General features: G+C 62.4%; 24 protein-coding genes and 1 pseudogene. 14 read left to right on the forward strand and 11 right to left on the reverse strand.

Going from position 1 to position 24,876, the window contains the following annotated elements:
* The first annotated feature begins 46 nt into the window (after positions 1-46).
* Positions 47-1,018 carry an NAD(P)-dependent alcohol dehydrogenase gene (locus BMI89_RS02505; protein WP_246831952.1) on the forward strand — a complete coding sequence of 324 codons (972 nt, stop codon included), beginning with the start codon at positions 47-49 and terminating at the stop codon, positions 1,016-1,018.
* Between the two features lie 16 nt (positions 1,019-1,034).
* Here BMI89_RS02505 and BMI89_RS02510 read toward each other — a convergent pair whose 3' ends face one another.
* From BMI89_RS02510 to BMI89_RS02520, 3 genes are all read right to left on the reverse strand, one after another.
* On the reverse strand, positions 1,035-1,991 hold the full coding sequence (locus tag BMI89_RS02510) for an NAD(P)-dependent alcohol dehydrogenase (RefSeq protein ID WP_078569704.1): 957 nt from the start codon (positions 1,989-1,991) through the stop codon (positions 1,035-1,037).
* Positions 1,988-2,176, reverse strand: a complete 189-nt coding sequence (locus tag BMI89_RS02515) for a hypothetical protein (protein WP_078569705.1) — start codon at positions 2,174-2,176, stop codon at positions 1,988-1,990. The genes BMI89_RS02510 and BMI89_RS02515 overlap by 4 nt, the downstream gene beginning before the upstream one ends.
* Before the next feature lie 295 nt (positions 2,177-2,471).
* The gene (locus BMI89_RS02520; protein ID WP_078519961.1) at positions 2,472-2,729 is read right to left on the reverse strand and encodes a YjhX family toxin; all 258 of its coding nucleotides are present in this window, start codon (positions 2,727-2,729) and stop codon (positions 2,472-2,474) included.
* Positions 2,730-3,110: 381 nt separating this feature from the next.
* Between BMI89_RS02520 and BMI89_RS02525 the strand changes: the two genes are divergently transcribed.
* The gene (locus BMI89_RS02525) at positions 3,111-3,920 is read left to right on the forward strand and encodes a M90 family metallopeptidase (protein ID WP_078569706.1); all 810 of its coding nucleotides are present in this window, start codon (positions 3,111-3,113) and stop codon (positions 3,918-3,920) included.
* A gap of 132 nt (positions 3,921-4,052) precedes the next feature.
* On the opposite strand, the gene BMI89_RS02530 is transcribed toward BMI89_RS02525, so the two are convergent.
* The 4 genes from BMI89_RS02530 to BMI89_RS02545 all read right to left on the reverse strand — a co-directional run bounded on the left by BMI89_RS02530 (position 4,053) and on the right by BMI89_RS02545 (position 7,701).
* Positions 4,053-5,579: a hypothetical protein gene (locus BMI89_RS02530; RefSeq protein ID WP_078569707.1), complete on the reverse strand. Its 1,527-nt coding sequence runs from the start codon at positions 5,577-5,579 to the stop codon at positions 4,053-4,055.
* Entirely contained in the window at positions 5,576-6,322 is a 747-nt protein-coding gene (locus tag BMI89_RS02535; protein WP_078569708.1) for an FAD:protein FMN transferase, read from the reverse strand. Before BMI89_RS02535 ends, BMI89_RS02530 begins: the two co-directional genes overlap by 4 nt.
* 7 nt (positions 6,323-6,329) lie before the next feature.
* Entirely contained in the window at positions 6,330-6,740 is a 411-nt protein-coding gene (locus tag BMI89_RS02540) for an FMN-binding protein (protein ID WP_168176760.1), read from the reverse strand.
* Positions 6,741-7,227: 487 nt separating this feature from the next.
* Entirely contained in the window at positions 7,228-7,701 is a 474-nt protein-coding gene (locus BMI89_RS02545) for an autoinducer binding domain-containing protein (protein WP_078545647.1), read from the reverse strand.
* A 380-nt stretch (positions 7,702-8,081) separates the two neighbouring features.
* Between BMI89_RS02545 and BMI89_RS02550 the strand changes: the two genes are divergently transcribed.
* The 10 genes and pseudogenes from BMI89_RS02550 (at position 8,082) to BMI89_RS02595 (ending at position 18,445) form a co-directional block, all read left to right on the forward strand.
* Positions 8,082-9,035 carry an alpha/beta hydrolase gene (locus tag BMI89_RS02550; RefSeq protein WP_210402131.1) on the forward strand — a complete coding sequence of 318 codons (954 nt, stop codon included), beginning with the start codon at positions 8,082-8,084 and terminating at the stop codon, positions 9,033-9,035.
* Between the two features lie 57 nt (positions 9,036-9,092).
* Entirely contained in the window at positions 9,093-10,007 is a 915-nt protein-coding gene (locus tag BMI89_RS02555) for an AraC family transcriptional regulator (protein WP_210402132.1), read from the forward strand.
* A gap of 270 nt (positions 10,008-10,277) precedes the next feature.
* Positions 10,278-11,282 carry an AraC family transcriptional regulator gene (locus BMI89_RS02560; protein WP_078569712.1) on the forward strand — a complete coding sequence of 335 codons (1,005 nt, stop codon included), beginning with the start codon at positions 10,278-10,280 and terminating at the stop codon, positions 11,280-11,282.
* Between the two features lie 107 nt (positions 11,283-11,389).
* Entirely contained in the window at positions 11,390-12,217 is an 828-nt protein-coding gene (locus tag BMI89_RS02565) for an NmrA family NAD(P)-binding protein (protein ID WP_078569713.1), read from the forward strand.
* 23 nt (positions 12,218-12,240) lie between these two features.
* Positions 12,241-12,669 carry a DUF4345 domain-containing protein gene (locus tag BMI89_RS02570; RefSeq protein WP_078569714.1) on the forward strand — a complete coding sequence of 143 codons (429 nt, stop codon included), beginning with the start codon at positions 12,241-12,243 and terminating at the stop codon, positions 12,667-12,669.
* A 157-nt stretch (positions 12,670-12,826) separates the two neighbouring features.
* Complete coding sequence (locus BMI89_RS02575; protein WP_078569715.1) at positions 12,827-13,090, forward strand: hypothetical protein; 264 nt, start codon at positions 12,827-12,829, stop codon at positions 13,088-13,090.
* A gap of 15 nt (positions 13,091-13,105) precedes the next feature.
* Positions 13,106-13,324, forward strand: a pseudogene (locus BMI89_RS02580) (anthrone oxygenase family protein); the annotation flags it as partial.
* A gap of 41 nt (positions 13,325-13,365) precedes the next feature.
* Positions 13,366-13,848, forward strand: coding sequence for a GNAT family N-acetyltransferase (locus BMI89_RS02585; RefSeq protein ID WP_246831954.1), 483 nt, complete (start codon positions 13,366-13,368; stop codon positions 13,846-13,848).
* A gap of 128 nt (positions 13,849-13,976) precedes the next feature.
* The gene (locus BMI89_RS02590) at positions 13,977-14,861 is read left to right on the forward strand and encodes a DMT family transporter (RefSeq protein ID WP_078569718.1); all 885 of its coding nucleotides are present in this window, start codon (positions 13,977-13,979) and stop codon (positions 14,859-14,861) included.
* A gap of 374 nt (positions 14,862-15,235) precedes the next feature.
* On the forward strand, positions 15,236-18,445 hold the full coding sequence (locus BMI89_RS02595; RefSeq protein ID WP_168176762.1) for an autotransporter domain-containing protein: 3,210 nt from the start codon (positions 15,236-15,238) through the stop codon (positions 18,443-18,445).
* A 203-nt stretch (positions 18,446-18,648) separates the two neighbouring features.
* On the opposite strand, the gene BMI89_RS02600 is transcribed toward BMI89_RS02595, so the two are convergent.
* The gene (locus BMI89_RS02600) at positions 18,649-19,179 is read right to left on the reverse strand and encodes a universal stress protein (protein ID WP_078569720.1); all 531 of its coding nucleotides are present in this window, start codon (positions 19,177-19,179) and stop codon (positions 18,649-18,651) included.
* A 193-nt stretch (positions 19,180-19,372) separates the two neighbouring features.
* Here BMI89_RS02600 and BMI89_RS02605 point away from each other — a divergent pair, with 193 nt between their 5' ends.
* Both BMI89_RS02605 and BMI89_RS02610 read left to right on the forward strand, forming a co-directional pair.
* A complete protein-coding gene (locus BMI89_RS02605) occupies positions 19,373-19,708 on the forward strand; it encodes a YegP family protein (protein ID WP_078569721.1) in 336 nt (111 codons plus the stop codon).
* Between the two features lie 57 nt (positions 19,709-19,765).
* Complete coding sequence (locus BMI89_RS02610; protein ID WP_078569722.1) at positions 19,766-20,230, forward strand: MAPEG family protein; 465 nt, start codon at positions 19,766-19,768, stop codon at positions 20,228-20,230.
* 180 nt (positions 20,231-20,410) lie between these two features.
* On the opposite strand, the gene BMI89_RS02615 is transcribed toward BMI89_RS02610, so the two are convergent.
* The 3 genes from BMI89_RS02615 to BMI89_RS02625 all read right to left on the reverse strand — a co-directional run bounded on the left by BMI89_RS02615 (position 20,411) and on the right by BMI89_RS02625 (position 24,739).
* On the reverse strand, positions 20,411-21,217 hold the full coding sequence (locus tag BMI89_RS02615) for a metallophosphoesterase (protein ID WP_078569723.1): 807 nt from the start codon (positions 21,215-21,217) through the stop codon (positions 20,411-20,413).
* Between the two features lie 38 nt (positions 21,218-21,255).
* Complete coding sequence (locus tag BMI89_RS02620) at positions 21,256-22,362, reverse strand: AAA family ATPase (protein WP_168176763.1); 1,107 nt, start codon at positions 22,360-22,362, stop codon at positions 21,256-21,258.
* 388 nt (positions 22,363-22,750) lie between these two features.
* Entirely contained in the window at positions 22,751-24,739 is a 1,989-nt protein-coding gene (locus BMI89_RS02625) for an AsmA family protein (protein WP_078569725.1), read from the reverse strand.
* Positions 24,740-24,876: the final 137 nt, after the last annotated feature.

The following is a 24,876-nucleotide window of genomic DNA, read 5'->3' on the forward strand; positions in this document are numbered from 1 at the left end:
GTTCAGCGTCACTTGCCGGACGACGTTCGACTGATAGTCTGGAAAAATGACCGACGCTGAAACGATGACTGCGGTGCTTTGCGACCGCTATGGGGCGCCTGACACGCTTTGGCTCGACGAGGTCCCCATCCCGGCGCCCGCGCCGGGCGAAATCCGGGTGCGCGTGCATGCCGGAACGGTGAACCGGACCGACACGGCCACGCTGCGCGGCCATCCCTTCTTCGCGCGGGCGATGACGGGGCTCTTGCGGCCGAAGATGCCCACGCTCGGGATGGATTTCGCCGGCGTGGTCGAGGCCCTGGGCGATGGCGTGAGCGCCTTCCGGCCCGGGGAGCGGGTCTTCGGCCTGTCGCCCGAGCGGTTCGGCGCCCATGCCCAATATCTCTGCCTGCCCGCCGATGGACCGTTGGCGCGGATCCCGGGCGATCTCGCTTTCGACGAAGCTGTGGTGGGCGAAGGCGCCTGGTATGCCGACGCGACCACCAGCCTGCTGTCCGAGGGCGCCCGATGCCTGATCTACGGTGCCTCCGGCGCCATCGGCTCGGCGGCGGTTCAGCTTGCCAAGGCGCGCGGGGCGCATGTCACGGCGGTCGTCGGAACCCGTCACCTCGAATTGGCCCAGAGCCTGGGGGCCGACAGGGTAGTGAATTACGAGACCGAGGATTTCACCGCGATCGGCGAGCGCTTCGACCTCGTCATGGACGCGGTGGGCAAGACCTCGTGGCGCGCCTGCCGCCCGCTACTGACATCCGACGGCATCTTCACGGCGACCGATCTGGGCCCCGGCTGGTCCCACCTGTTTCTCTCCGGCTGGTGCGCGCTCACCGGCAGCAAGCGCGTGCGGCTTCCCTTTCCCGAGAATGCCCCGGGCTTCGTGCGACGCCTCGCCGGGCTGATGGCCGAGGGGCGGTTCCGGGGCGTCTTCGACCGGCGCTATCGGCTGGACGAGATCGTCGAGGCCTTCCGCTATGTCGAGGCCGGGCAGAAGACCGGGATCGTGAGGATCGACATACCCTAGGATCAGGACGGGCGGCTCAGGACGGGCGGATCACGATCTTGCCCCTGACCTCGCCATGACCGGTGCGCGCCAGTGCCTCTGGCAGCTCGGCCAGCGGCAGCTCCGCCTCGCGATGCGGCGCGATCCGCCCCGCCTCTGCCAGCGCCGCCACGCGCGCGGTCAGTTCGCGCCCCGAGGGCACCATCAGCATTCCGATCGATTTGTGCCGCCCGCGGTAGATCGCCCCACCGAGCAGGAGCGACAAGAGCACGCGGACCTCGCCGCCGACCGCCCGGTAGATGCCACCCGGCGCAAGCGCCTTCGCGATGCGGCGGGGCCCGCGCGTCGCCACCATATCGAGGATGCGATCCCAGGTGGCCCCGGTCTCGGTGAAGTCCTGTGCGCGATAGTCGATCACCTCGTCGGCACCGAGCGCGCGCAGCCAGTCGACCTTGCCGCCATTGTCGACCGCACACACGAAAGCCCCTGCCTGCTTCGCCAGTTGCAGCGCCATGGTGCCCGAACCACCCCCGGCCCCGTTGATCAGCAGCCTGTCCCCTGCCGTGACATTTTCGGTCCCCGCGACGGCGATGCCGCCCGCCTGTGGCAGACAGGCGGCGACCGCGTCGGACAGGCTCTCGGGCACCTTCACCATCAGTTCAGAGGGCACGCAGACATATTCGGCGAAGCCGCCGCGGGTCATGACGACGTCCCCCATGACCCGGTCGCCGATCGCGAAGCCGGGGGTGTCGGGACCGAGCTTGTCGACGATCCCCACGATGTCCGAGCCAAGCACCGGTTGCTTCGGCCGCCAATACCCGCCGACCATTCGCGCGTAGAACGGCGCACCCGTGAGATATTCCCAATCCGACAGGTTCACCGCGCAGGCACTTACCCGGAGCCGAAGCTGGCCCTTGCCCGGCTCGGGCACCGGCAGGTCCGCAAGCCGCAGCTGCTCGGCCCCGCCGTAGCGGTGATAGGTCATGGCTTTCATTTGCCGGGTCCGGGGGGATCGGTGAACACACGGACCAGCATCGTGCCGATGATCCAGACCCCCAAGGTCCAGACGATGGTGGCGCCGGAGCTCAGGTAGCCGCCGACAAATCCGGCAATCGCGATCACCACGCCGATTGCGCCGACCAGTCCGACCAGTTCTTTTCTCTTTTGTCGCAAGCCCATCAGTCTCTTCCCCTCTTCATGCAAATCCTAGTCGATTCGCGCGCGACGCCCAAAGATCACGGCACGCAAGCCGAACGGCCCGACAAGCCCGACCGACAATCAGCCGAGCCAGTCGCCGAAGCGTCCATAGGGCGCCCTGACCCCTTTCATGGGCACGTCGACCGTGATGTTGCCGGCCCGCCCCCCTCGACCGGCATCACCGCGGCGATAACGCGGACAGCGGGCGTCTCCGGCGCGGTCATAAGCCAGCTGTCATAAGGGATTGTAGTTTGCATGATCATGCTCCTCCGGATTGTCATCGTTGATTTAGCTGTGCGCGCACGGCTTTGATGCCTTGCCGCGATACGCGATAAGGCTGGCCGTTCTGCGAGCGGATGAAGCGCCGTTTTCTCAGGCGCATAAACACGTCGAGCGTGCAGTCCGAAAGGACGTAACCGTCGCGCGTGTAACAGGTGATGGCGCGTATCTTGCCGCCCTCGCCTCTTTCATGGTGGATTGCTCCGCCAAGGGCGAGTTCATGCAAAACACGCTGTTCGTGCTTTGAGATATTCAAGGGATTGGTCTCGATTTTATGAGAGTGCAGAAACAGAGGCACTCAGCGTTGCGCGTGAGTGTTCTTTTGGTTCTGGCGTTCCCGCATCACTTGATCGGGAACGGGCTTATGCCCGGGGCTCTTGCATAAAATCTCCATCGCATGAGGTCTCTGCCTCATACCTGTTGGACAGTTAGGCACGGACGCAGAGCACAACAAGTCCCCTGCGACATCTCTGCGCGATCAAAGCAGTGGCGTTGCAGAAATGCGGGCGTTCATGTCCGTCCGCGAAAGCTCTGGTGCCGAGCGTTCTGATAAAGAGACGCAGCAGCCGCGCCGGTTGCATTGTCCTCAGCGACTATCTACGCCATCACATACACTAGCCCAGATTGGACAGCGGTAATGCCGATATTCCTGATCCTCATGGTCATTGTCGCGGGCGCCGTTGGAGCGTTCTTCTGGCTCAAGCGGCACAAGCGCGCCCAACTCCTGACGACCGCGCTGCCGGAGCGTAAGCGTCGCATCGTGAAGCAGCAGGTTCCGCTGATCCGAAGACTGCCGGGCGACCTGCAAGCCCGGCTCGACGGCAAGATCAGCCTGTTTCTGGATCAGGTCGAATTCCTCGGCTGCAATGGCTTGGAAGTGACCGAGGAAATGCGGCTCTCCATCGCCGCCCAAGCCTGTCTTCTCGTCGTGAATTCGGACAGCTGGTACGATCACCTTCGCACCATCCTGATCTATCCCGGGGCCTTCAAGTCCAGACAAGCTCAGCGCAGCGGCTATGTCCTGACTGAACGTGAGACCATCCGGACCGGGGAGAGCTGGGCGCGCGGTCCGGTCGTTCTGTCTTGGAAACACACCCGGTGGGGCGCCTCCAACGATCATGACGGCCACAACGTCGTCCTGCATGAGTTCGCCCACCAGCTCGACGATCTTTCAGGTCACACGGACGGCATTCCGGTGCTGAGCAAAGAGCAGAGCTTCGCGGGCTGGGCAATGCCATTCGCCGAGGCCTACGAGCGTCATGTTCAGCTCGTCAGACACGGGCGGCGCACCGTGATAGACGCCTATGGTGCCGAGGGACCGGAAGAGTTCTTCGCGGTCCTTGTCGAGGCCTTCTTCGAGCGACCGGCAGAGCTGAAACACGCCGAACGTGCGGTCTATGAACAGCTGTCGATACTCTTCCAGCTTGAGCCATCGACATGGGCCTGATGCCCCGGCGCGCAGGCTCGTCCCCGTGACACTCCGGCCTGCACCGGAAGATCCGGCATCCACCGGCTCATTCCGCTCTCATCGAGGGTTTCAAGACCGCGCGGCATACACTCCAGAACGAGACCGCCGCCATCACAGCCCGGCAAAGGCGTCGGTGTGAATCCATCTGCGACGGACCCCACATTTGCGCAGCATCTTCAGAAACCCGGAGACCATGGTGCTCGCACCGGACACATAAACGCGCCGTTCGTCCAGATCGGGAACGCATTCGCGCAAGTTCGTCTCGTCCATCCGGCCCTGCACCAGCGTCACATCGTCATATATGGCGGAGCCGGGTTCTCCGGACACCGCGTAGACCACCTTCATCCCCAATTCGTTGCGCGCGCGTGTCAGAAGCTCTCGATAGGCGATCTCGTCTGCTGACCTGTTCGCGTAGACCAGAACGATATCGCGTTTCTCACCGCGTTCGAGGAGGTCGGCGATCATGCTGCGAAACGGGGTAATTCCAATTCCGCCTGCGATGAACAGAAGCTTCTTCTCGCGCTGCCGCGGCAGGACGAATGTGCCCGCGATCTGGGAGCCGTAAATCGTATCGCCTTCCTGCATCCGCAGAAGCCCCTGCTTGAACGCGCTGCCATGAGGGCTGAACTTGACCCCAACCCGCACGACCGAGGCCCCGGGCGCGGAGGCGATGGTGAAGGGCCTGCGGTTGCCGCGCTTGTCCGACCCCGACAGCCCCAGCGTCCAGTCGAGATACTGGCCCGCCCGGAATTTCAGGGCGCGATCCGACTGAAAGACGAATTCGTAGCAATTCGCGGCGATCTCCTCGACTCCGACCAGCTTCATCTTGAACCGACCTTTGGGGCTTGCGGCCCAGGCGTAGATATTCGCCACGAGGAAGGCCATTTCGGGGGAGAAGTACATCGTCCCGATATGGATATTTGAGGAAGACAGAACCCCGACAATGGCGGCGTAGACATGCCGCGACCAGCGACCATGCGCAGCCGTCAGCGGCTCCGTCAGCATCGCGAAGCCCGCGAAGAACAGCGGCGAATAGAGGAGCGTCTGTTGCAGCGCCATTCCCATCATGTCCGGCGGCGTCGTCAGCAGAACGGCGGCGAGGTTGGACAGGATGTAGACAGCGATCATGCCGAGGCGCTCGATCTTGTAGACAACGAGCAGCCCGCCGAGGATCACCAGAGGCAACAGCTGTGGCGTGCCCCCGACCCACCACAGGGCCGGGGTGTTGAGCCCTACCCCCGCAACGACCGCGCCGATCGCCACCGGGTTGAAGATGTGCTTATGCCCGAGCGTCAAGATGAATTTCGACGTGATCGCGACGACCGACGCGAGCACTATCGCAGCCAGTGTCATCGGATCGGCGAAATCCGCTGGCGGCATGATGAGCGCGAGGATCAGGGCCGTGATATAGACGGATTCCGCATTCGTCGGCAGCTTCAGAAAAAAGCTGAAAAGCCGGTTTGTCACCCAGGCGCTCGCGACAGACAGCACGAGCGACATGACAAGCCCGACAGGGTCGAGGAAAGCCGCTCCCATCATGCCGACCGCAATCCCGCCCAGAAACAGGATTCCGAGATAATAGACCATCAATCGATACATCGTGACGCCATTCAGCGAACGCCTGATCAGTTTCATCATGAGAAGACAAACTCCTTGAAACCGGTCGTTTGCACGGCCGTTCCATCCTGGTGGATTTGGTAGGCTTCGACGCCATCGAGGGCTTCGATGTAGTAGATGCCCTGCTCGCCCATCGCGAAGGCCGCCGTGGCGTGTAGGTCCGCGACGAGAACGTCATGCCCGATCACGGTTATGCTGACGGGGCCTTCGATGCGGGCGGCGCGGTCATGGGGATCATAGATATGATCGCCACGGACGTAGTTGCCCGACGTCGCCACGCCCTGCCCCCTTGGCGCGATCGCCTTGACGATCTGGCGCGGATCGAAGGGGTTACGAATGCCGATCGACCACTCGCGGTCGCGCGCATCGCGCCCGCCGGCCTGAATGTCTCCGCCCGCGTCGATGCAGAAATTCTCGAACCCGTCTCTCTCGAGCAGTCGGGCCGCACCGAGGATCGCCCATCCTTTCACGACACCGGAAGGATCGATGGTTCCATCCTCGCGCCTAATGTCGAAATACCCGTCCGTGATCTCTTGCATGTCATGGGCGATCTTCAGGACGTCGCGCATCTGGGAACTGAGTGCGGGTGCATCGATCTCGCCCGAATTGAAGCGCGAAACTTCGCTGTCAGGGCGGAAGGGGCTGAAGCGTTTATCGGCGTCATTGAAGACGTCGAACACCCTTTCGTGAATGTCTGCGCCCTCGGAATTCGGGATGTCGAGCGTGATCGGCATTCCCATGATGATCCGCGTCTCGACGGTCATGGCCGGACTATTTCAGCGATTTCAGCAGCGCATCATTTGCCGAATTCAGGAACGCCTGGCTGGTGAGCGTTGCGCCGGAAATGTAGGAGACGTTGGTATTCTGCGCCATGACGATTTCGCGTTCGAGCATCGGCAGCGCCTTGCTGTTGATATAGCGGCTCGTCCTGCGATCCGTCGGCGATCTCAGGATATCGATGGAGGCGATTTTCCCATTTTTCACATGGGCTTGCACCTGCACATAGCCGTAATACTGGCGGACCGGAGACCCGGTCCAAGTGCCATCGTGAAAATGAGCGTTCGCGGGGATCTGGCGAGGCTGCGAAAAGCTCGAGAAAAAGCCTGCCGATGCCGCGGTCGAACTGAGCAGCACAGCGAGAACGGTGCCTGAAAGTGCGCTTGTAAACTTCCTGCTCGTCATTGGGGACCTCCTGATATTCCTTGCGGGCTCCCGGCCCGGTGACTTCGATTTGACGGTCGCTCGCCTGCCCCCAGACCACTTATAAAGATACGTGTTCCGCATCGACATTGAAGTCGCGCCCGTTCCCCTTTGCGTGAAGCAATTGCGAGCGAAGGGAGCGGCCCTATCGAGAACGCAGTCGCGCCCGCCCCCATATCAGCTTGGGGTGTCGCCTCTCCTTCGCGGATCTTTCACCCTGCCAGCACTTGTGCGCCGTCAGCCTCACTGCCGCCGAAACAGCAACCTGTGGGGGAACGCAGTCTCTGCGAGGATCGTCAGCCCATATGCCGGGGTGAAAGCCGACGAGAGGTCGGGCACGGAAGCTATTGGCAACGCGCGGACGGTTCGTTCGCTGCCTGGCCCAGACCGACACGAGAACGATAGCCGCGCCGGGCTCGAGACGGGCGACGCGCCCCGACCGTAGTGCGCCCGGTCTTCAAACGACCAGTTACGCTGGCACGATAATTTGACGCAATTTCTCAAGCTCCTCCTCGGACATGTCCAGCGCATCGCGGGTCACATCGTGAAGCTCCTGCATCAATGTTTGAGCCTGCTCGATCTCGTCCTGCGTGATCGGACGAGACGGATGGGCGAAGAAACCGAGCGAGCGGTCCAGCTCCCCAAGCGCAATGACTTTTCCGAAGCGCAATCCGAAACGCGCGGCGGCGCCGAACACGTCACTCTGGTCACCGTCGGCGAGATCTTCCCAGTCACAAATGCCCTGATTGGAGATCGCCCAGCGGACGGTCGGATCCACAAAAACGAGCTCTTTTTCAGTGTAGTAATCGACCCACTCTTTTGGGTAGGTGAGATAGCTAAGGGTCGGACTAGCAAAGCGAACATGCAGGCCCAACGCGAATGTCCAATCGCAGACCCGGTTCAGACGTTGCAATAGGTCCTCGATCTTACGCAGATTATCCATGTCTCGCCTCCTGACCACATCTTGCAACTCTTCGCCGATGCTTTTGGCGTATTTAGGGCAGTTTCTTGAAAACTTCGATTTGTAAATTCGGGAAACGAGCTGAGACCGATGAAACCCGTGCTGTGCCTGAGGACTCTGGAGCATCCGCAGCGGGAGTTTTCGGGTCGAGAGTGCCTTGGGCAGAAAGCGCGACAGCGCCGTTCCGATGGGAACGGCATCCTGAAACGACATCTCGCAACCAGAGAAGCGAAAGAAAATGCGCTTTCGGAGGATCAGGCAAGAATACCCCCGGAATGATATACCTGTCTCCGGCCTTCGGGACTTATTTCGAGTGCAACGCCGCTAAGCAGATTGGCGCGTCGATCTCGAAAGGACACATGATGGAACTCACGCAAGACTGGGACAAAACCTTCCCGAAAAGCGACAAGGTCGACCACAGCAAGGTCACCTTCACCAACCGCTACGGCATCACGCTGGCGGGCGATCTCTACGCCCCCAAGGGAGACGGCCCCTTCGCCGCAATCGCGATCAGCGGCCCGTTTGGCGCCGTGAAAGAGCAATCCTCCGGCATCCACGCGCAGACGCTCGCCGAGCGCGGCTTCGTGACCCTGGCATTCGACCCGTCCTTCACAGGCGAAAGCGGCGGCAGCCCGCGCAATGTCGCATCGCCCGACATCAACACCGAGGATTTCAGCGCCGCCGTCGACTATCTCGGTCTGCTGGAGTCGGTCGATCGCGAGCGCATCGGCATCCTCGGCATTTGCGGCTTCGGCGGTATGGGCCTGAACGCAGCCGCGGTGGACAAGCGGGTCAAGGCCGTGGCGGTCACCACGATGTATGACATCAGCCGGATGATGGCCAAAGGCTACTTCGACAGCACCACGCCCGAGCAGCGCGCGGAAACTCTCGAGGCGCTCGGTCAGCAGCGCTGGGTCGATGCGGAAAACGGCGCTCCGGCCTATGGCCCGGTCTCGCTCGAACTTCAGGGCGGCGAGCCGCAATTCGTCGTGGAATACGCCGGTTACTACAAGTCCGAAGAGCGCGGCTTCCACCCCCGGTCGGTCAACTCGAACGCATCCTGGACGCTGACGACGCCCCTGTCGTTCATGAACATGCCGCTCCTGACCTATATCGACGAGATTTCGCCGCGTCCGAGCCTTTTCGTTCACGGCGACAAGGCGCATTCGCTCTATTTCAGCGAGACGGCTTACGCCGCTGCGGCCGAACCGAAAGAGCTGTTCATCGTCGAAGATGCGAACCACACCGATCTCTACGATCAGGTCGACAAGATCCCCTTCGACAAATTCACCAGCTTCTTCACCGAGAACCTGTGATAAAATGCTCGGAGCCGTCTGAGGGCGGCTCCGACCTTCAGACGGGGCATCATGCCGATGAATGAGCAGACCATCCGATTTGGACACTCGCACGAAGCCCTCGCCGCGATGATCGAGCAATGGGCAGAGGGTTCGGAAGATGTCTCGACCCCACTTGCGGATCTGAGCTTCTTCCGGCGCACGCGCCCGACCGAGCCGGATGTCTGCCTGGTCGAACCCGCGCTTCTGGTCGTGGCGCAAGGGGCCAAGCAGATGTTCGTGGGCGGCGCGCCGCATCGATACGACCCGTCCGGCTTTCTGATCACCTCTCTGGAAATCCCCGGGCAGACGCAGATCATCGAGGCGAGCGAAGAACGGCCCTGCCTCGGGCTAGTCCTGAAACTCGACCAGAGGATGCTGGCCGAGATGGTCGCGCGCAACGTAACGCCACCGCCCTCTCAGGCAAAGAAGCGCAGCAGTATCGCGGTGGGTACCATGACCCCTGACCTTCTCGCCCCGCTCGAGCGGCTCGTGGCGCTTCTGGACGATCCCGAGGCCCTCCCTGTTCTTGCGCCACTGATCCGGCAGGAAATCCACTATCGGCTCCTGCGCAGCGATCAGGGAGACCGTCTGTGGTCCTTCGTCGCCGCCGGTAGCCCGAACCAACGCATTCTCGCCCTGCTCAACTGGATGAAGCTCAACTATGCCGAGCCCCTCCGGGTGGACGACCTCGCGGCCCGCGCACAGATGAGCAGTTCGACCTTTCACCAGCATTTCCGCGAGCTCACCACGATGAGCCCGCTCAAATACCAGAAATGGCTCCGTCTGAACGAGGCGCGCCAATTGATGCTCAACGACCATCTCGATGCAGCCAGCGCGGCCTTCCAGGTTGGCTATGAAAGCCCCTCGCAGTTCAGCCGGGAATACTCCCGGCTGTTCGGAAATCCTCCCAAGAAGGATATCGACCAGCTGCGGCTCGATGTAGCGATATAAGACGCTCACTTCTCTCCAAGGTGGGTCGTCTTGCGCTGCATGAACTCGACCCAAAATTCGACCTTCAAAACCGGAGGCGGGAATGTCGGCTCAGACGAAGCCGCGTCGCGACATCAGCTTCAGCAACGAAGGTCCGGATTGGGCCGGGATCTTTCTTCCGCACTCTCATTTTGGATGGAAGGGCCGGCGAAAAGAGGCCACCCTGCCCGCCGCGCGCTCGGGGCCAACGTGAGCTTGGCGGCTCACCACGCGCACCGTAGGATACGGGGCATGGGGTATGTGACGTCTCTCTTCGCACGCAAGATCGTCGCCGCAGCGGGCGGTGGCGTTGACGCTGCCGCAATGCTGGCCAGCGTCGGGATTACTCCTGACGATCCCTGGAACGCCGGGCGGATGGTTTCCGCCGAGCGTTACTACGACATGCTCGAGAAAATTGCCGATCAGATCGACGTGACGGATCTTCCGCTGCGTACGGGCGCCTCGATGCGGCTTGATGAATACGGTGCGCTTGGACTGGCCTTCAAGGCCGCAACGACGCTCGGAGCGTCCTACGCGCGGGTCGAACGCTACGCGCGCCTCTGGACCAGCGTCGTCGAATACGAGCTGCGGCCGGAGGCCGGGGGCACCCTCTTCATCCTGCACCGTGAAGGCGAGCGGCGCCTCGGGATGCGGCTGTCGAACGAGGCGACCCTTGCGAGCGCCGTGTCCATCGCAAGGCAGGTCTCTCCAGTGCCCCTCGCGCCCGTGGAAGTGCTTGTCCGGCATCCCGCTCCGCGCTCGATTACCGCACACGAAGACTGGTTCGGCTGTCCGGTGCGCTTCGGGGCCGATCTCGACGCGATCTTCTATGACAACGAGACGCTGGCCCGGCCCAATATTCTTGGGGACGAGGGCATTTCGAGATATCTAACAAAGCATCTCGACGCGGAAATGGCCGAGATCACGCAGGAGCCCGCGCTCGTCTTGCAGGCGAAAACCGCAATCGCCCAAGCCCTCAGCGAGGGCGCACCCAAAATGGCCGAGATCGCCCGCAGTCTCGGGCTCAGTGCTCGGTCCTTTCACCGGCGCCTCTCCGAGCACGGGGTGAACTTTCAGAGCCTCACCGAAGAAACCCGCCGCGACCTCGCCGAGGGGCTCTTGCGCGACGAGAGCCATTCACTGGCCGAAATCGCGTTCCTCACCGGGTTCTCCGAGCAGAGCGCCTTTACCCGCGCGTTCAAGCGCTGGGTCGGCACGACGCCGGCGAGCTACCGCAAGGATATGACCCACCGCTGACGGGCGCGTTGGCGACGGCGGTCAAAAGGCTGGCCTCACCGGTCAAGACCGCGCGGCCTCCCCCGCTTATCCCTTGGTTATCGAAACCGAAGCCAGGGACACAGCCCATGCAAGATCAGGAGATTCTCGTCATCGGCGCAACCGGCAAGACCGGCCGCCGTGTCGCCAACCGCCTCGAGGCGCGGGGCCTTCCCGTGCGCCGCGGCTCGCGCAGTTCTGCAACGCCCTTCGATTGGGACGCGCCGGAGACCTGGGCGCCAGCCCTGCGCGGGGCCCGGGCAGCCTACGTCACCTACTTTCCTGACCTTGCTTTCCCCGGAGCGGTGGAAAAGCTCGAGTCCCTCTGTGAGACGGCCCGCGACGTTGGCGTCGAACACCTCGTGTTGCTCTCCGGTCGCGGCGAACACCACGCCCGGCTGGGCGAAGAGGTGGTGCGCAAGTCCGGCATCGATTTCACGATCGTCCGGGCCGCCTGGTTCGCGCAGAACTTCTCCGAGGGCTACCTTCGCGACCCGGTCCTCTCCGGCGTTCTTCCGATGCCCGGCGGCGATATCGCCGAGCCCATCATCGACATCGACGACATTGCCGAGGTCGTCGTCGCCGCGCTGACCGAAGACGGCCATAAGGGCGAACTCTACGAGCTGACGGGACCGCGGCTGATGACATTTGCCGACATGGCGGGCGAGCTATCGCGGGCCACCGGGCGCGAGATCCGGCACATCCCGATCAGCTTCGAGGCGTTCCACGAGGCCGTCGCGCAGGCTGGCGGCGACTTCGTCGCCGACGTCTTCACGGCCATCGCGCGCGAAACGCTGGACGGGCGCAACGCCCAGACCGCGGACGGCGTGATGCGCGCGCTCGGCCGTGGCCCCCGCGACTTTACGGATTTCGCCCGGGCCGCCGCCCGTACCGGCGCCTGGACAAGCGCTGCCTGACATCCCCACGAAAGGAACATGACATGAGACCCACCCTGTTCGAGAAGATCGTGCTCGGTCTCTCCGGCCTCACCGCGCTCACCATCGGCGCGTTGATCCTGTTCGTGCCGCACGCCTTCTACGCCAGCTACGGCATCACGTTGGGCGACGACGCCAATCTGCTGAGCGAACTGCGCGCACCCGGCGCCGGGCTCGCGGGGTTCGGTCTTCTGATGCTCCTCGGCATCTGGCGGCAGGCAGCCCTGCCCGTCTCCATGGCTGCGGCCCTGACGGTCTTCATCGCCTTTCCGGTCGGACGGCTGGTCGGACTGATCGCGGACGGGATGCCCTCGGGCAACGTGATCGGTGCCCTCGTCGTGGAACTGATCCTCGCCGCGCTCTGCCTCGCCGCGTTCCGCCGCCGCCTTTGGCAGCGGGCACCCGGACTCTCGGCGGCGCAGCCCGCGCGCTGAGCCTGCCGTGCCGGCGCGGCGCTTGCGCGCGTGATCGATATGCCCGGTGAGTTGGACAGCGCATGGCATCCAAAGGGCTGATTTTCATCGCTCTCTGCCACCTGCACCGCGCCATCGCCGCCATCGCCAACCGAACGCTCCAAAAGGAGACACCCCGATGATCCAACAACTCTTCGAAATCAGCCTCGTCGCCGCAACGCTTGCCACGGGCCTCGTCGCAGGTGTGTTTCTCACCTTCTCCGATTTCGTGATGCGCGCGCTTGGACGGGCCGAACTCGCAGCCGGGATCGAAGCGATGCAGATGATAAACCGTGAGGTCTATCGGTCGCTATTCGCCACGCTCCTGCTCGGGCTGGCCTTCGTCTCGATCCTGCTCGCCGTCGTCGGGATATTCCTTGCGGAACCTGACGTGGCGCTCTGACTCGCCGCGGCCGCCGGGTTCTACATCGTCGGTGTCGTGGCGGTCACCGCCCGCAGGAACGTGCCGATGAATCAGCGTCTTGACGGCATGGAGCACCGAAGCCCCGACGCACATGCCTATTGGTCCAGCTACACGCGCGACTGGACCCGCTGGAACCATCTGCGCTGGGTGGCCGCACTGGCCGCCTCGATCGGGTACCTCGGCGCGACCGTCACGGTGGCCGGACAGGTGTGACGGGGTTCGGGTGGGGGCGATCGCGCTCGGATCTGCCGCGCTTGAAGGAGGACAAGACCATGATCGATACACCGCTGACCATCCGCCCGGCCCGCGAGACCGATCTGTTCGAGATCGTCGAAATGCTGGCCGACGATCCGCTGGGGGCCACGCGCGAGGATCTGCGCGCGCGCCTGCCAGAGGCCTACCGCGCGGCCTTTTCCGCAATCGAAAACGACCCGAACCAGCTGCTGGTCGTTGCCGAGCGCAAGGGAGCGGTCGTCGGAACATTGCAGCTCAGCTTCCTGCCCGGCCTCGCCAGACAGGGCGCCTGGCGCGGACAGGTCGAGGCGGTGCGGATCTCGCGCGATCACCGGGGCGGCAAGCTCGGTGAAGCGATGTTTGCCTGGGCGATCAACGAATGCCGGGCGCGCGGGTGTTCGTTGGTTCAGCTCACCACGGACAAGGCCCGTCCGGACGCGCACCGCTTCTATGACCGTCTGGGATTTGAACCGACCCATGTCGGATACAAGCTGAAGCTCTGAGAAAGGGGCAACTAATCCAGCAGGCGAACTCCAAAGAACCATGTCGCGCTTTCCGCGCTCCCCCCGACAGTGTAGGTCTGGCTCGTTTGAACCCTCCTCGTAGGGCTGGTCCAATCAGGGAGGCAACGATGAGCTCTGCGATTTCCAACGCGCCGAGACCTTACACGCAGGGCATCTTCCTGATGTGCGTGGGCGTGGCCTGTCTGAGCGCCAATGACGCCTTCGCGAAAGCACTGACCGCCGGCTATTCTCCCCTGCAGATCCTATTCCTGCGCAACGTGATCGCCCTGCCGGCCACCATCGTGATCGCGCTGCTCTTCGGTGGTCCCAAAGCCTTGCGGTCGCACCGGCCGCTTGCGCATTTGCTGCGCGGTGCGCTCTGGGTTGGGGCCGCAATGATGTTCTTCACCAGCTTCATCCATCTCGGTCTGGCAGAGGCGACCGCGCTCATCTTCGTCGCCCCCTTCTTCATCACCGTGATTTCAGCCGCTTTCCTCGGGGAAGAGGTCGGTTGGCGGCGCTGGCTCGCCGTGCTGGTCGGGTTTCTCGGGGTTCTCGTGATCATCCGCCCGGGCGGCGCGACGTTTCAGCTGGTGTCACTGCTGCCAGTCGCGACGGCACTTGTCTATGCCCTGCTGATGCTCAGTGCCCGTTGGGTGGACAGCCGCGAGAGCGTGTGGACTTTGCTTGTCTACCTGACGGGCGCAGGCGCGCTGCTGAGTGCGCTGATCGTGCCATTCGTCTGGGTGCCGGTGCGGTCCGAGGATCTCTGGCTTTTCGCGGGGCTCGCGATATTCGGCACCGCCGGGATGACGATGATCACGCAAGCCTTCCGTTTCGCGCCTGCGGTCGTCGTGGCGCCTCTGGACTACACCGGTTTGCTCTGGGCGACGCTCTTTGGCTGGCTCATCTGGCGTGAGAGCCCCGATGCGATGACGGTCGTGGGCGCGGCGATCATCATCGCGAGCGGCGTTTTCACGATCTTCCGCGAGCATAGACAGGCCAGCGACTGAAGCGAGTTGTGTCACCGAGAAAGAGGGTATCGGGCCATCCGGGCTAACCGCAGCGAAACCCTGCGATCCGACCGGGAAGATACCGCCTTGGCGAGAAATGCCAGGCTCACGTATCGGTGATAATCACGTTAGTGATTTGACAGCCACGAACTTATCCACCTGATTGAAAACAGGGATGAGACGCACGTTACGTCAACGCGCCGAAAATCAATAAATTCAGGCCTGTGGGGGCCAAACGGGGACAATTTCAGATGGAAGCTTTCAACAAGCTTGCGCGCCTGTTCGCGCGTCTTGTCGCATGTCGTGAACCTGCCGCTACGGCAATCGCCAAATCCACTCAGAGCGACAATCCAGCCAGCCGCTTGGACCAAAAAATGCGCACAGCGCTGCGTGCCCTCGGGATCGCAACGGCGTTGATCTTCTTCGGGCAGGCCGCCGCCGCCGTCACCTTCGTGGGCACGCCGACCGCATCTCCCACGACCTTCTCCGGCGCAGGCCAGACCATTGATTTGAGCGTCACCTTCAACACGGACTCTTACGCCTACAATTCCGCTTCGATCACCTTTCAGGCGTTTCCCGCCGGCTCGGTTCAGACAATTTGCCCGGCAGGCACGAACCAGACGAACGCAACGGTCACCTGCACGGCGCGCTATGTAACGACGTCGAGCGACACGTCGAATTTGGAGATCATCCCGATCATCACGGTCAATGGGCTCGATACGGCAACCTATAACGGCGGCATTATCACCGTGGCCTACACCGGCTCGGGGCCCGCAGCCCCGGTGGCCGGCGCGGTCTCGAAGACGGTTGCCTATGGCAGCAGCGCCAACAGCATCCCCCTCGACTTTTCCGGCGGCGGCACCCCGACATCGGTTGCGGTGACCTCGCAGCCATCCCACGGGACGACCAGCGTCAGCGGCACCTCGATCAGCTACACGCCCACCGCCGGCTATGCCGGGGCGGACAGTTTTTCCTATACCGGCACCAATTCCACCGGAACTTCGAACGCGGCGACCGCCTCGATCACCGTGAGCAATCCCACCCTGAGCATCGCCGCCAGCGGGTCGTTAAGCGCAACCGTCGGACAGACCTACAGCCAGACCTTCACCTTCTCGGGTGGCACGGCCCCCTATATCGGCTATTCGATCCTCGGCATCCCCGCTGGTCTTAGCGTCACAGCCTTCAACAGCACATCCATCACGATTTCCGGCACACCCACGGTCAGCGGCACTTTCCAGTTAACTGTCGCAGGCACCGATTCCAGCACCGGGAACGGGCCCTTCAAGGTGACGAAGTCCTTCACGCTGACGATCGCCTCAGCGACGATAAGCATTATCTCGCCAGCTTCTCTTACCAATGCGAACGTGGGGAGCCCCTATAGTCAGGTGATCAAGGCCGGTGGCGGCATCGCACCCTACACGTTTACAGTTCAATCGGGATCCCTGCCTGCGGGGGTGAACCTCACGACCTCCGGGACCCTCAAGGGCACACCGACTGCGGGCGGCACTTTTTCCTTCACAGTGAAGGCAATCGATAGCAGCACCGGCACAGGATCACCGGCGAGCGCCACGAAAACCTACACGCTGACCGTAAACCAACCGACGATCTCCGTGGCGCCAACGACCTTGCCCGATGCGGCGCAGAATACGGCATACAGCCAGACGATCACCGCGAGTGGCGGCACGGGCTCTTATTCCTATTCCGTCTCCGGCACCTTGCCCACTGGCATGACCCTGTCGTCAGGCGGCGTGCTTTCCGGCACGCCGACGGGCTATGGTAGCTTCAATTTTTCCGTCACCGCCACTGACAGCTCGACCGGCACGGGGCCCTATTCCGGCACGCAAAACTACGCGTTCAACGTGACGGCTGCCTCGCCGGTGATCTCCACCACGAGCCTGCCCGGCGCAATGGTCGGCACGCCCTACAACCAGACGATCACCGCCACGAGCGGCAATGCGCCTTACACGTTCTCGATCGCCTCGGGCACCCTTCCGTCCAATATCAGCCTGAGCAGTGGCGGTGTCCTGAGCGGGACGCCGACAACGGCCGGGTCCTATGATTTCACGGTGCAGGTGAAAGATGGCGCGGGAAATACCGATCAACAAAGCTACGCGGGCTTTACCGTCTCGAAAGCCGCGACCGGAGTATCGCTGACCCTTTCGTCGAGCAGCGCGCTGCAAGGCGTTCCGGTCACGATGACGGCGAGTGTGACGAGCGGTGCCTCGCCCACCGGCAACATCATCTTCCGCGACGGTGGCACCGCGATTGCGACGGTCGCACTATCCGGATCGACGGCGAGCTATACCACGCGCACGCTCTCGACGGGTTCGCATTCGATCACCGCGGATTACTCCGGGGATGCCGCCAATGCGCCCGCAAGCTCGGCGGCACAGTCCCTGGCCGTCAACGGTCGCCCTGCCCCTGAGCTCGATCCGACCGTGAGAAGCATGATCGTCTCGCAGGTTTCGACATCGCACCGCTTCGCGCAAACCCAGATCGACAACACCCATCGGCGTCTCGACACGCTTCATGGCATGCTGCGCTCGGGCGGAAGCCGCACCGGTTGGGGAACGACATCCCAAGCCTTTGCTGGGACAGGCGGTGCGCCGGAGGCTTCGGCAGCCCAAGGGGCGACCACGCCGAGCACGAATTACCTGCTCGATCCGGCCGCCACCAATTCGGAGAGCTCCTCGGAGCCGGAGCAGGTCATCGATCTCGTTTCCCGCGCTTTGCAACCCGCACAGAACGGCTCTGATCTGCCCTACCGTATCTGGGCGACAGGCACGCTCGATTTCGGCAGGGATCAGGTCGATGGGGGCTACACCAACAAGCTCTCGACGCAAGGAATCACGCTCGGGGTCGACCGGGTCTTCGGCAGCGACATGGCCGCGGGGGCCGCGCTTGGGTTCGGGTATAACCGGACGACCTTCGGGCCGGATGGAAGCAAGTCGCGCTCGCGGGCGAAAACCGTCTCGCTCTACGCCACATGGCAGATGAAGCCCGATCTCTTCCTCGATGCGACAGGCGGTTATGGCAAGCTGGACTTCCGGGAACACCGTTACTCGACCGACGGCGGCGTGATGCTTTCGGGCGAGCGCGGCGGCCATATGCTCTTCGGCTCGCTCGGCCTATCGCAACTCGGGCAATTGGGACGATGGAGCACGTCGAGCTATGGCCGCCTCGACGTGGTGAAACTGTCGCTGGACAGCTACTCGGAAACCGGCTCGTCGGTTTGGGCGCTAGACTACGGAAAGCTCGAAAACACGACAGCTTCGAGCGTCATCGGGATCACGGCCGAATATGACATGCGTCGCGACTGGGGGACCCTGACACCCGGCGCGCAGCTGGAATACCGGCATGCTTTCAATGGTGGCTTCACGCAAACTCTCGGTTACGCCGATCTCGGAACGATGGATTACTCCTTCGCCGGGGATACGCAATCGCAGGATGCCCTGACCCTCGGGCTGTCGCTGCGCGGCACGGTAGATCAGAACATGGACTTCGAGCTGGGCTATCAGTTCACCTCGGACCTCGCCTCCGCGCATAGCCAACAAGTGAGAGCGTCGATGCATATCTCCTTCTGATTTCGAAGTTCAGATCGGCACAAAATCAGACGGTCCACTGAACTTTCGCGACCACGAAGAACGAGAACCATGGGCTGATTTTGATGTCGGCCCATGGGCATGGTCCCGAGCGCATAATCAGAGGATGGCGATTACGCCAGCGATCGTCGCTCTGCTCGGTTGCCCATCGAGGCCGCCGCCTCCGCTCAGGCCATGTCTCGAGATCAGCGGACGCTCACGACGGTCACGGGAGACAGATGTTGGACCTTTTGAGAAACGCTTCCAACAATCAGCGCCTTGAGGTCCGATAGCCCCCGCGCGCCCATCACGATCATGTCCGCGCCGGTGTCCCCGGCAGCTTCGACGATCCGGCGGGCGGCATCGCCATCCGCGGTCAGACTTTCCACGCGCTCCACGCCATTATCTTGCAACGTGCGTTCGGCGACGTCGAGGATGCGCTTTGCCACGGCACGCAGCAATTCGTCCTCGGTCTGGGCGTTCTTCGGTATGAGATCCGCGAGGGGGAAGCGGGCATGGGGCAGCGCCGAAACCGCTTCGAAGAGGGTCCGACCACCCTCCGCGGGTTCGTATTCCACTTCGGCCATGTGCCGCAGCCCCTCCGAGAGGTGATCGCGCAAAAGAACATGGAGCAGCACGACCGGCACCCCGAAGCGCGCGGCGATATCCGCTCCGAGCTCCACCGCGCGATTTGACGCGTCCGAACCGTCGGTTGCGATGAGAATTTTCTTGACCATGTCATACTCCCTCGGTGTTCACGCTTCAGCATCACAGCGATGGCGCATCGCCACATTGATTGCGCTCAACGCCGAACGAATGGCCCTGCAATCTGGCCGTGTGGGCGATTGGGGGTATCCGAAAGGCATTGCCAACGAAGGACTGCTCGCTTCACATTGATCGCGTAAGCAGTTTTCAAAAGGATACAGACAGGTGGCTGGAAAATTCGAACTCTATAAGGACAAGGCGGGCGAATACCGCTTTCGACTGAAAGCCGGGAACGGTGAGACCATCCTTGCCAGCGAGGGTTATAAGCAAAAGGCAAGCGCCGAACAGGGCATCGCATCCGTGCGCAAGAACGCGCCGCAGGACCAGCGCTATGAGCGCAAGGCCACGACGTCGGGCAAACCGATGTTCAACCTCAAGGCCACCAACGGGCAGGTTATCGGGACCAGCGAAGCCTATAGCAGCGAAGCCGCCCGCGAGAATGGCATCACATCGGTGAAAAATAATGCACCAGATGCCAAGCTCGACGATCTGACAGCTTGAAGAGGCGCCGTTCCGTCGGCGTGACGCGCCCCGAATGAGCGGTCCATGGAGAATGCGATGGCCCTGTTGAGCTTGGAAAATCCGGTCTTTGCGACTTACGTGATTGCAGCCGCTCTGATGGTGCTCAAAGTGATGGGCCAGGGCTGGATGACGGTCTACCGGATGCAGAAAACCAACTCCGGGCTTGCGAGCCCGGAGGACGTTCAAAGTGGTCTTCTCAATAAGGCGCCCGACCCGGCGCAGCTTGAGATCAACGACTATGTTGATCGGTCTCGGCGCATGCATCGAAACGACCTGGAGAACATTCCAGCCTTCTGGGTCGCGGGGTTCCTGTTCATCATGGTCGACCCCGCACTTTGGCTCGCGCAGGCTCTGATGTATGGGTTCGTTGCCACACGACTTGCGCATTTCTTGGCTTATGCCACGCGCCAAACCCACGAAGTCCGGGCGACCTTTTATACGATAGGGTCTCTGATCGTCATCTACATGGCCCTCCATGTTCTCTGGGTGGCGATCGCTTAGGCCCGAGCAAAAGGGAGGGGCCTGCGCCTTTCAGCACAGCTAGGCGCCGGGACGGTCGGCTCGCTGGTCTAGACGCATAGATCTCGCCAACACAATCATCAGCGTTATCACTGAAACCGAGGTTTCACCGGCAAAGGCACCAAACCACGCGCCCCATTCTTTCCCACGAAAAAGCTGAACTCACACTCGACGCCCCTTCGGATACAGTCGGACCCGACGCTTCTTACCTTCGGCAGCGCCACCCATGTTCTGCATCGGATAGCCAACCGACACGTTTACGAGCCGCGTTCTCCCGATCATGAATTCAGTCCGGTGATGCGTGTGCCCGAAGAACCATTCGCTCGGCCTATATTCGACGATGAGATCCTTCAGATCGCTCGCATAGCACCAGCTGAGCTTCTGGCCGGCCGGGAGCACATCGATGATCGGAGCGTGATGTGTGACAACCGCGGTTTCTCCGTCAAAGCCTTCTGCCAGCTTTAAGCGCAGCCATGAGAGATGCTCGCGGTGTTTCGCGATCGTATCAGCCGGCCGAGCCTTGCGGTATCCAGCTGACGCCACGCGAATGTAGCGGTAATCGTTCATCTTCGCCCGGGCATCATGATCCCGACTCTCGAGAGTTCCAGGTCCCTTTTGGAAGTCCGTCCAGAGCGTGCAGCAAAGGTATCGCTTGCTCCCTAGGATGATCTCTCGCTTCTGCGCGAAGTTTGCCCCAGCGTCGCGCGCGATCTGCTCGAGCCGGTCATCACCGTCAAGCGCGTGATGATAATAGTCGTGGTTTCCAGGCACGACATACACGCGCTCGAGATCGACCTGCTGCCCGATCCTCTCGAACGCCTGCTTCCATCTGACCTTCGGCTTGTTCGTGAGATCCCCGGCGACAATCATCAGGTCCACTTTGCGGAAATCGAGATCCGCAAGCGCATCTCGACCGGCTTCTGACCACATATCCAAGTGAAGATCCGCCACGATCAGAGCTTTCGTCATTCTTTCCGCTCCTCGCTTCCCGATGAAATTGGCGGCAATCACATCAACATGTCGCGTCTGGTTGCGCGCAGAGTTTTCGCAAGACGCCCGATCTGCCGCAGGCTCGGAGGACGCCCGGCATCGCACATCTCCTCGATGAATGCGCCCACGCGTTCCAGCTCTCCCGGCTCGGCATCGTCTCCGGCCGCACGGTTGAAGAACGCCACGAGGTGCTCAGGCTTGCTCACATCGACACGAAACACCTGACACCGGTCGAGAAGCGGCGCGGGAATCTGGTGCTCGTAATTAGCGGTCAGGATCCAGTTCACATGGCTAAGGTCGAAGCGCGTGCGCAAGAACGGGCAGACGAAGTGCTCTGCGCTCGACCGCTCAAGGACCTGTAGCAGCGATGTTGTCAGAGACGTTGCCGACCTGTCTGCAGAGTGCATGGCGCCGCCCGCCTTGCAGACCTCGTCTACAACGATCACCGGGTTCGCAACCGCGGTTTCCGAGATCAACTCGACCGGGACTCCTGACCTGGCAGAGGACCAGCCATGTTCAACGCCTGCGATCCGGAACCCGGCACCCCCGGCCCCCACGTCGATGATCGCGCGCGGCGTGCGCGCAAATTCAGCAACAAGCCGCGCGAAATGGGTCTTCCCGCAGCCGGGCGATCCGACGAGGATCATCGGGTCGAAGCGCAACCCGACGCCTCCAGCCGCAATATGCGCGAGCCCCTGGTTCATGATCGAGGTCGACACCTCTGCAAGCCAAGGCGCCTGCGCATGCAACACCGCCGCGAGATCATAAACGGACTCCGCGGCTTCCGGCCCCGCAAGTCTAGCGCCATGCGTATAAAGGTGATGCATCCGTTTGACGGACGTGTCGCTGATATTCTTGTCGACCTCGAAAGTGCTCCTGAATTTCTGATCGACAAGTCGCTCGACAGCGCGATAAATCCTCTGATTTTCACGCTTATTTCGCTCACGCCACTCTTTCGACGGATCGTCGAAAATGTCACCGCAATCATCTCGAGACTCGTCGCTCGGGAACATGCGACCCCACCGCTTTACGAAAGCGGTATTTGTTTTGCTCGTGACCGTTGACCGGGCCAGGCTTGCTGAGAGAGGTTTTTTATAGAGAATCTGAACGCGCTTCTGCGTCATGGCGACCACCATCGCTTGAAAATGACCTGATTGAAATCTCGACACCGATAGGCACCCGGTTACGGGCGCAGCTCACGATATCGAGCAGGTAATCTCCAACGTAGTGGTTTTCGTGTTCATGGGGAGACGGTAGTCCGGGATAGGGGAATGCGTCAAGCGCGCCACATCCGGACAGGTCAAACCTGTCGGGAATGGGGCTCGGATAGCGGACGATAAGGGGGCGTGGAGGCATTTTGCGCATTTCTCAAAGCAAATCGCTCCAGCCCCCCTGCCGAAACTGGGAGCGATCGACGGTCTGGATGAGACGATCCCATCCAGCAGACACGCGGGGTGAACATCTCGAGGCCCCTTGTCATGAACGAAGCACTGCCACGAACAGTAAGCCCGCCTACTTGAAGAGCTTCAGCAAACCTTTCGCGGCCTCCTCCTTGAGCTTCTGCTTTGCGGCATCCTCGGTGCTCTGGCCCTCCTGCGGCGTGATCCCGAGCTTCTTGGCGATCTCGGCCTCCGCTTTCGCCTTCAGGTCTTGCTTCGCGGCATCGACCTTGTCGCCCGAGAGCGCCTTCATATCGAGGCCGAATTTCGGCTTCGCCCAGGGCCCCGTGATCGAGAGCGGCACCTTCAACCCACCCGTGCCATCGGCCTTGCTGAGCGCGGTCGGCGTCACCGTGTAATCGAGGCTCTGCGCCCCGATATCGACCCGCCCCTTGCCCGCAGCACTCAGAAGCGGCGCCTTCAGCGCAAGGTCGTCATTCGACAGCACCCCGTTGGCGATGGTGAAGCTTGCGGTAATCTGATCGAAGATCGTCTTCGCCCCCTCCCCCACGTAGTTCAGATCGAGCGTGCGCAGCATCCCCACAAGATCGAGACCCTCCAGCGCCCCCTTGCCGAAGGCGACATTGCCCGAGCCCGAAAGCGAGCGCGCCAGCGCGGCCTCGCTGTTGCCCGAGGCCAGGAGCTTCACCGCAAGATCCGCCTTCGCATCCAACCGCGTGTAATCGGCGAGATCGGTCAGAAGCGGCTGCATCGAGACGCCCTTTGCCACCAGATCGGCGGAGGCCGAGAAGCCGTTGCGCGCATTGGCCACCACTTGCCCGGTGACGCTGCCGCCATAGGCCGAGACCTGGCGCAGATCCGCAACCGCGCGGCCGTTTTCGATCGTGATCTGCGCTTTGGTCGGGCCCAGCTTGGCAGTGCCGAAATCGATGGAACTCGCATCGAGCGCGATCTTGCCATCCAGCGCTCTCAGGCCCGAGGCGTCGATCGGCGTGGTTGACCAGCCACTGGCGCCAGAGCCAGAGCCGGAGGAGGACCCGCCTGCGCCAGCCTTGCCCGACGCCCCGGTCAGCGCCGAGAGATCAAGCGCGCCCGCGTCGATCTGGGCATCGATCCGCGGCTTGCCTTTCGCGAAGGACAGATCGCCCGCCACGCTCAGCGCATTGCCGTCGAGCGTGAGTTTGCCACCGCGCAGTTGCATCGCGCCATCCGCGCCCAGTGTCACATCGCCCTTCGCGGTAATCGTGTCACTCCCCAGCCCCTTCGGCAGATCTCGCGGGGTCTGTCCGAAGATCGCAGCCAGCGCGGTTGGATCCTTGACGCTTGCGGTGAGCGCCCCTTTTGCCGCCAAGGGTGCCGTCCCAAACGTGCCTTTGAAGCCGATCGACGACGCGTCGAGGGTCAGCGCAAGATCGGTGGGGGCCGGATCGCCCGCAAGGAAGGACGCGAAACTTCCGAGCGTGCCATTGACCTTCAGCGCCTTACCGTTGGCCTGCCCCGTCAGGTCCAGGTTCGCCGGACCGTCGAAGGACGGAAGCGCGAGGCTCGCATCGAGGCCGGTGAGCGCAAGGCGCTGGCCACTCGCATGATCGATCCACCGCACCGAACCGTCGCTGATCTCCGCCTTGTCGAGACTGAAAGCCGTCATCCCGCCGCCCTTGCCCGGGCTCGGGCTCGGGCTCGGGCTCGCTGACTGCCCCCCGGTGACCGTGGCCGGTGGCGTGACCTCCCAGTTCCCGGTCCCGTCCTTGCGCCGCTCAAGCAGGATGTTCGGCGAGAGCACGTCGACCTTCGAGACACGGATCTCGCCGCCGATCAGCGCGCTTGGATCGACACCGATCTGGAGCCCCTTGGCCGAGAGCATCGGCCCGTCCTTGGACCAATCCGCATTCGCGATCTCGACCGGCCCCGTGCGCACCCCGAGCTGCGGCCAGATTGTCGCATGGACCGACCCGCTCAGCGTCATCTTGCGCCCGGTTGCGGCCTCGAACCGTGCCTCCGCGATCTGGGCGATCTTCTTCGACGGGATCAGCAGGAGCGCCCCCCCGAGGCTCAGGGCGATCAGAACGACGAGAGCGAGAGCGCGAAAGAGCCAGCGCATGGGGCCTCCGGAGGTTATGTGTTGGCTCTCAAGCTACGCGCCCGTCTGAAGGCCTTTCAAGTCGGAACAGCTGCGCCGCGGACAACGTGATCGAGTTGCCTCCTGCTCCGCCCCCTACTTGTCGCGCCGGATCATAT

It is taken from the genome of Thioclava sp. F36-7 (assembly GCF_002020075.1).
GTDB classification, from domain to species: domain Bacteria; phylum Pseudomonadota; class Alphaproteobacteria; order Rhodobacterales; family Rhodobacteraceae; genus Thioclava; species Thioclava sediminum.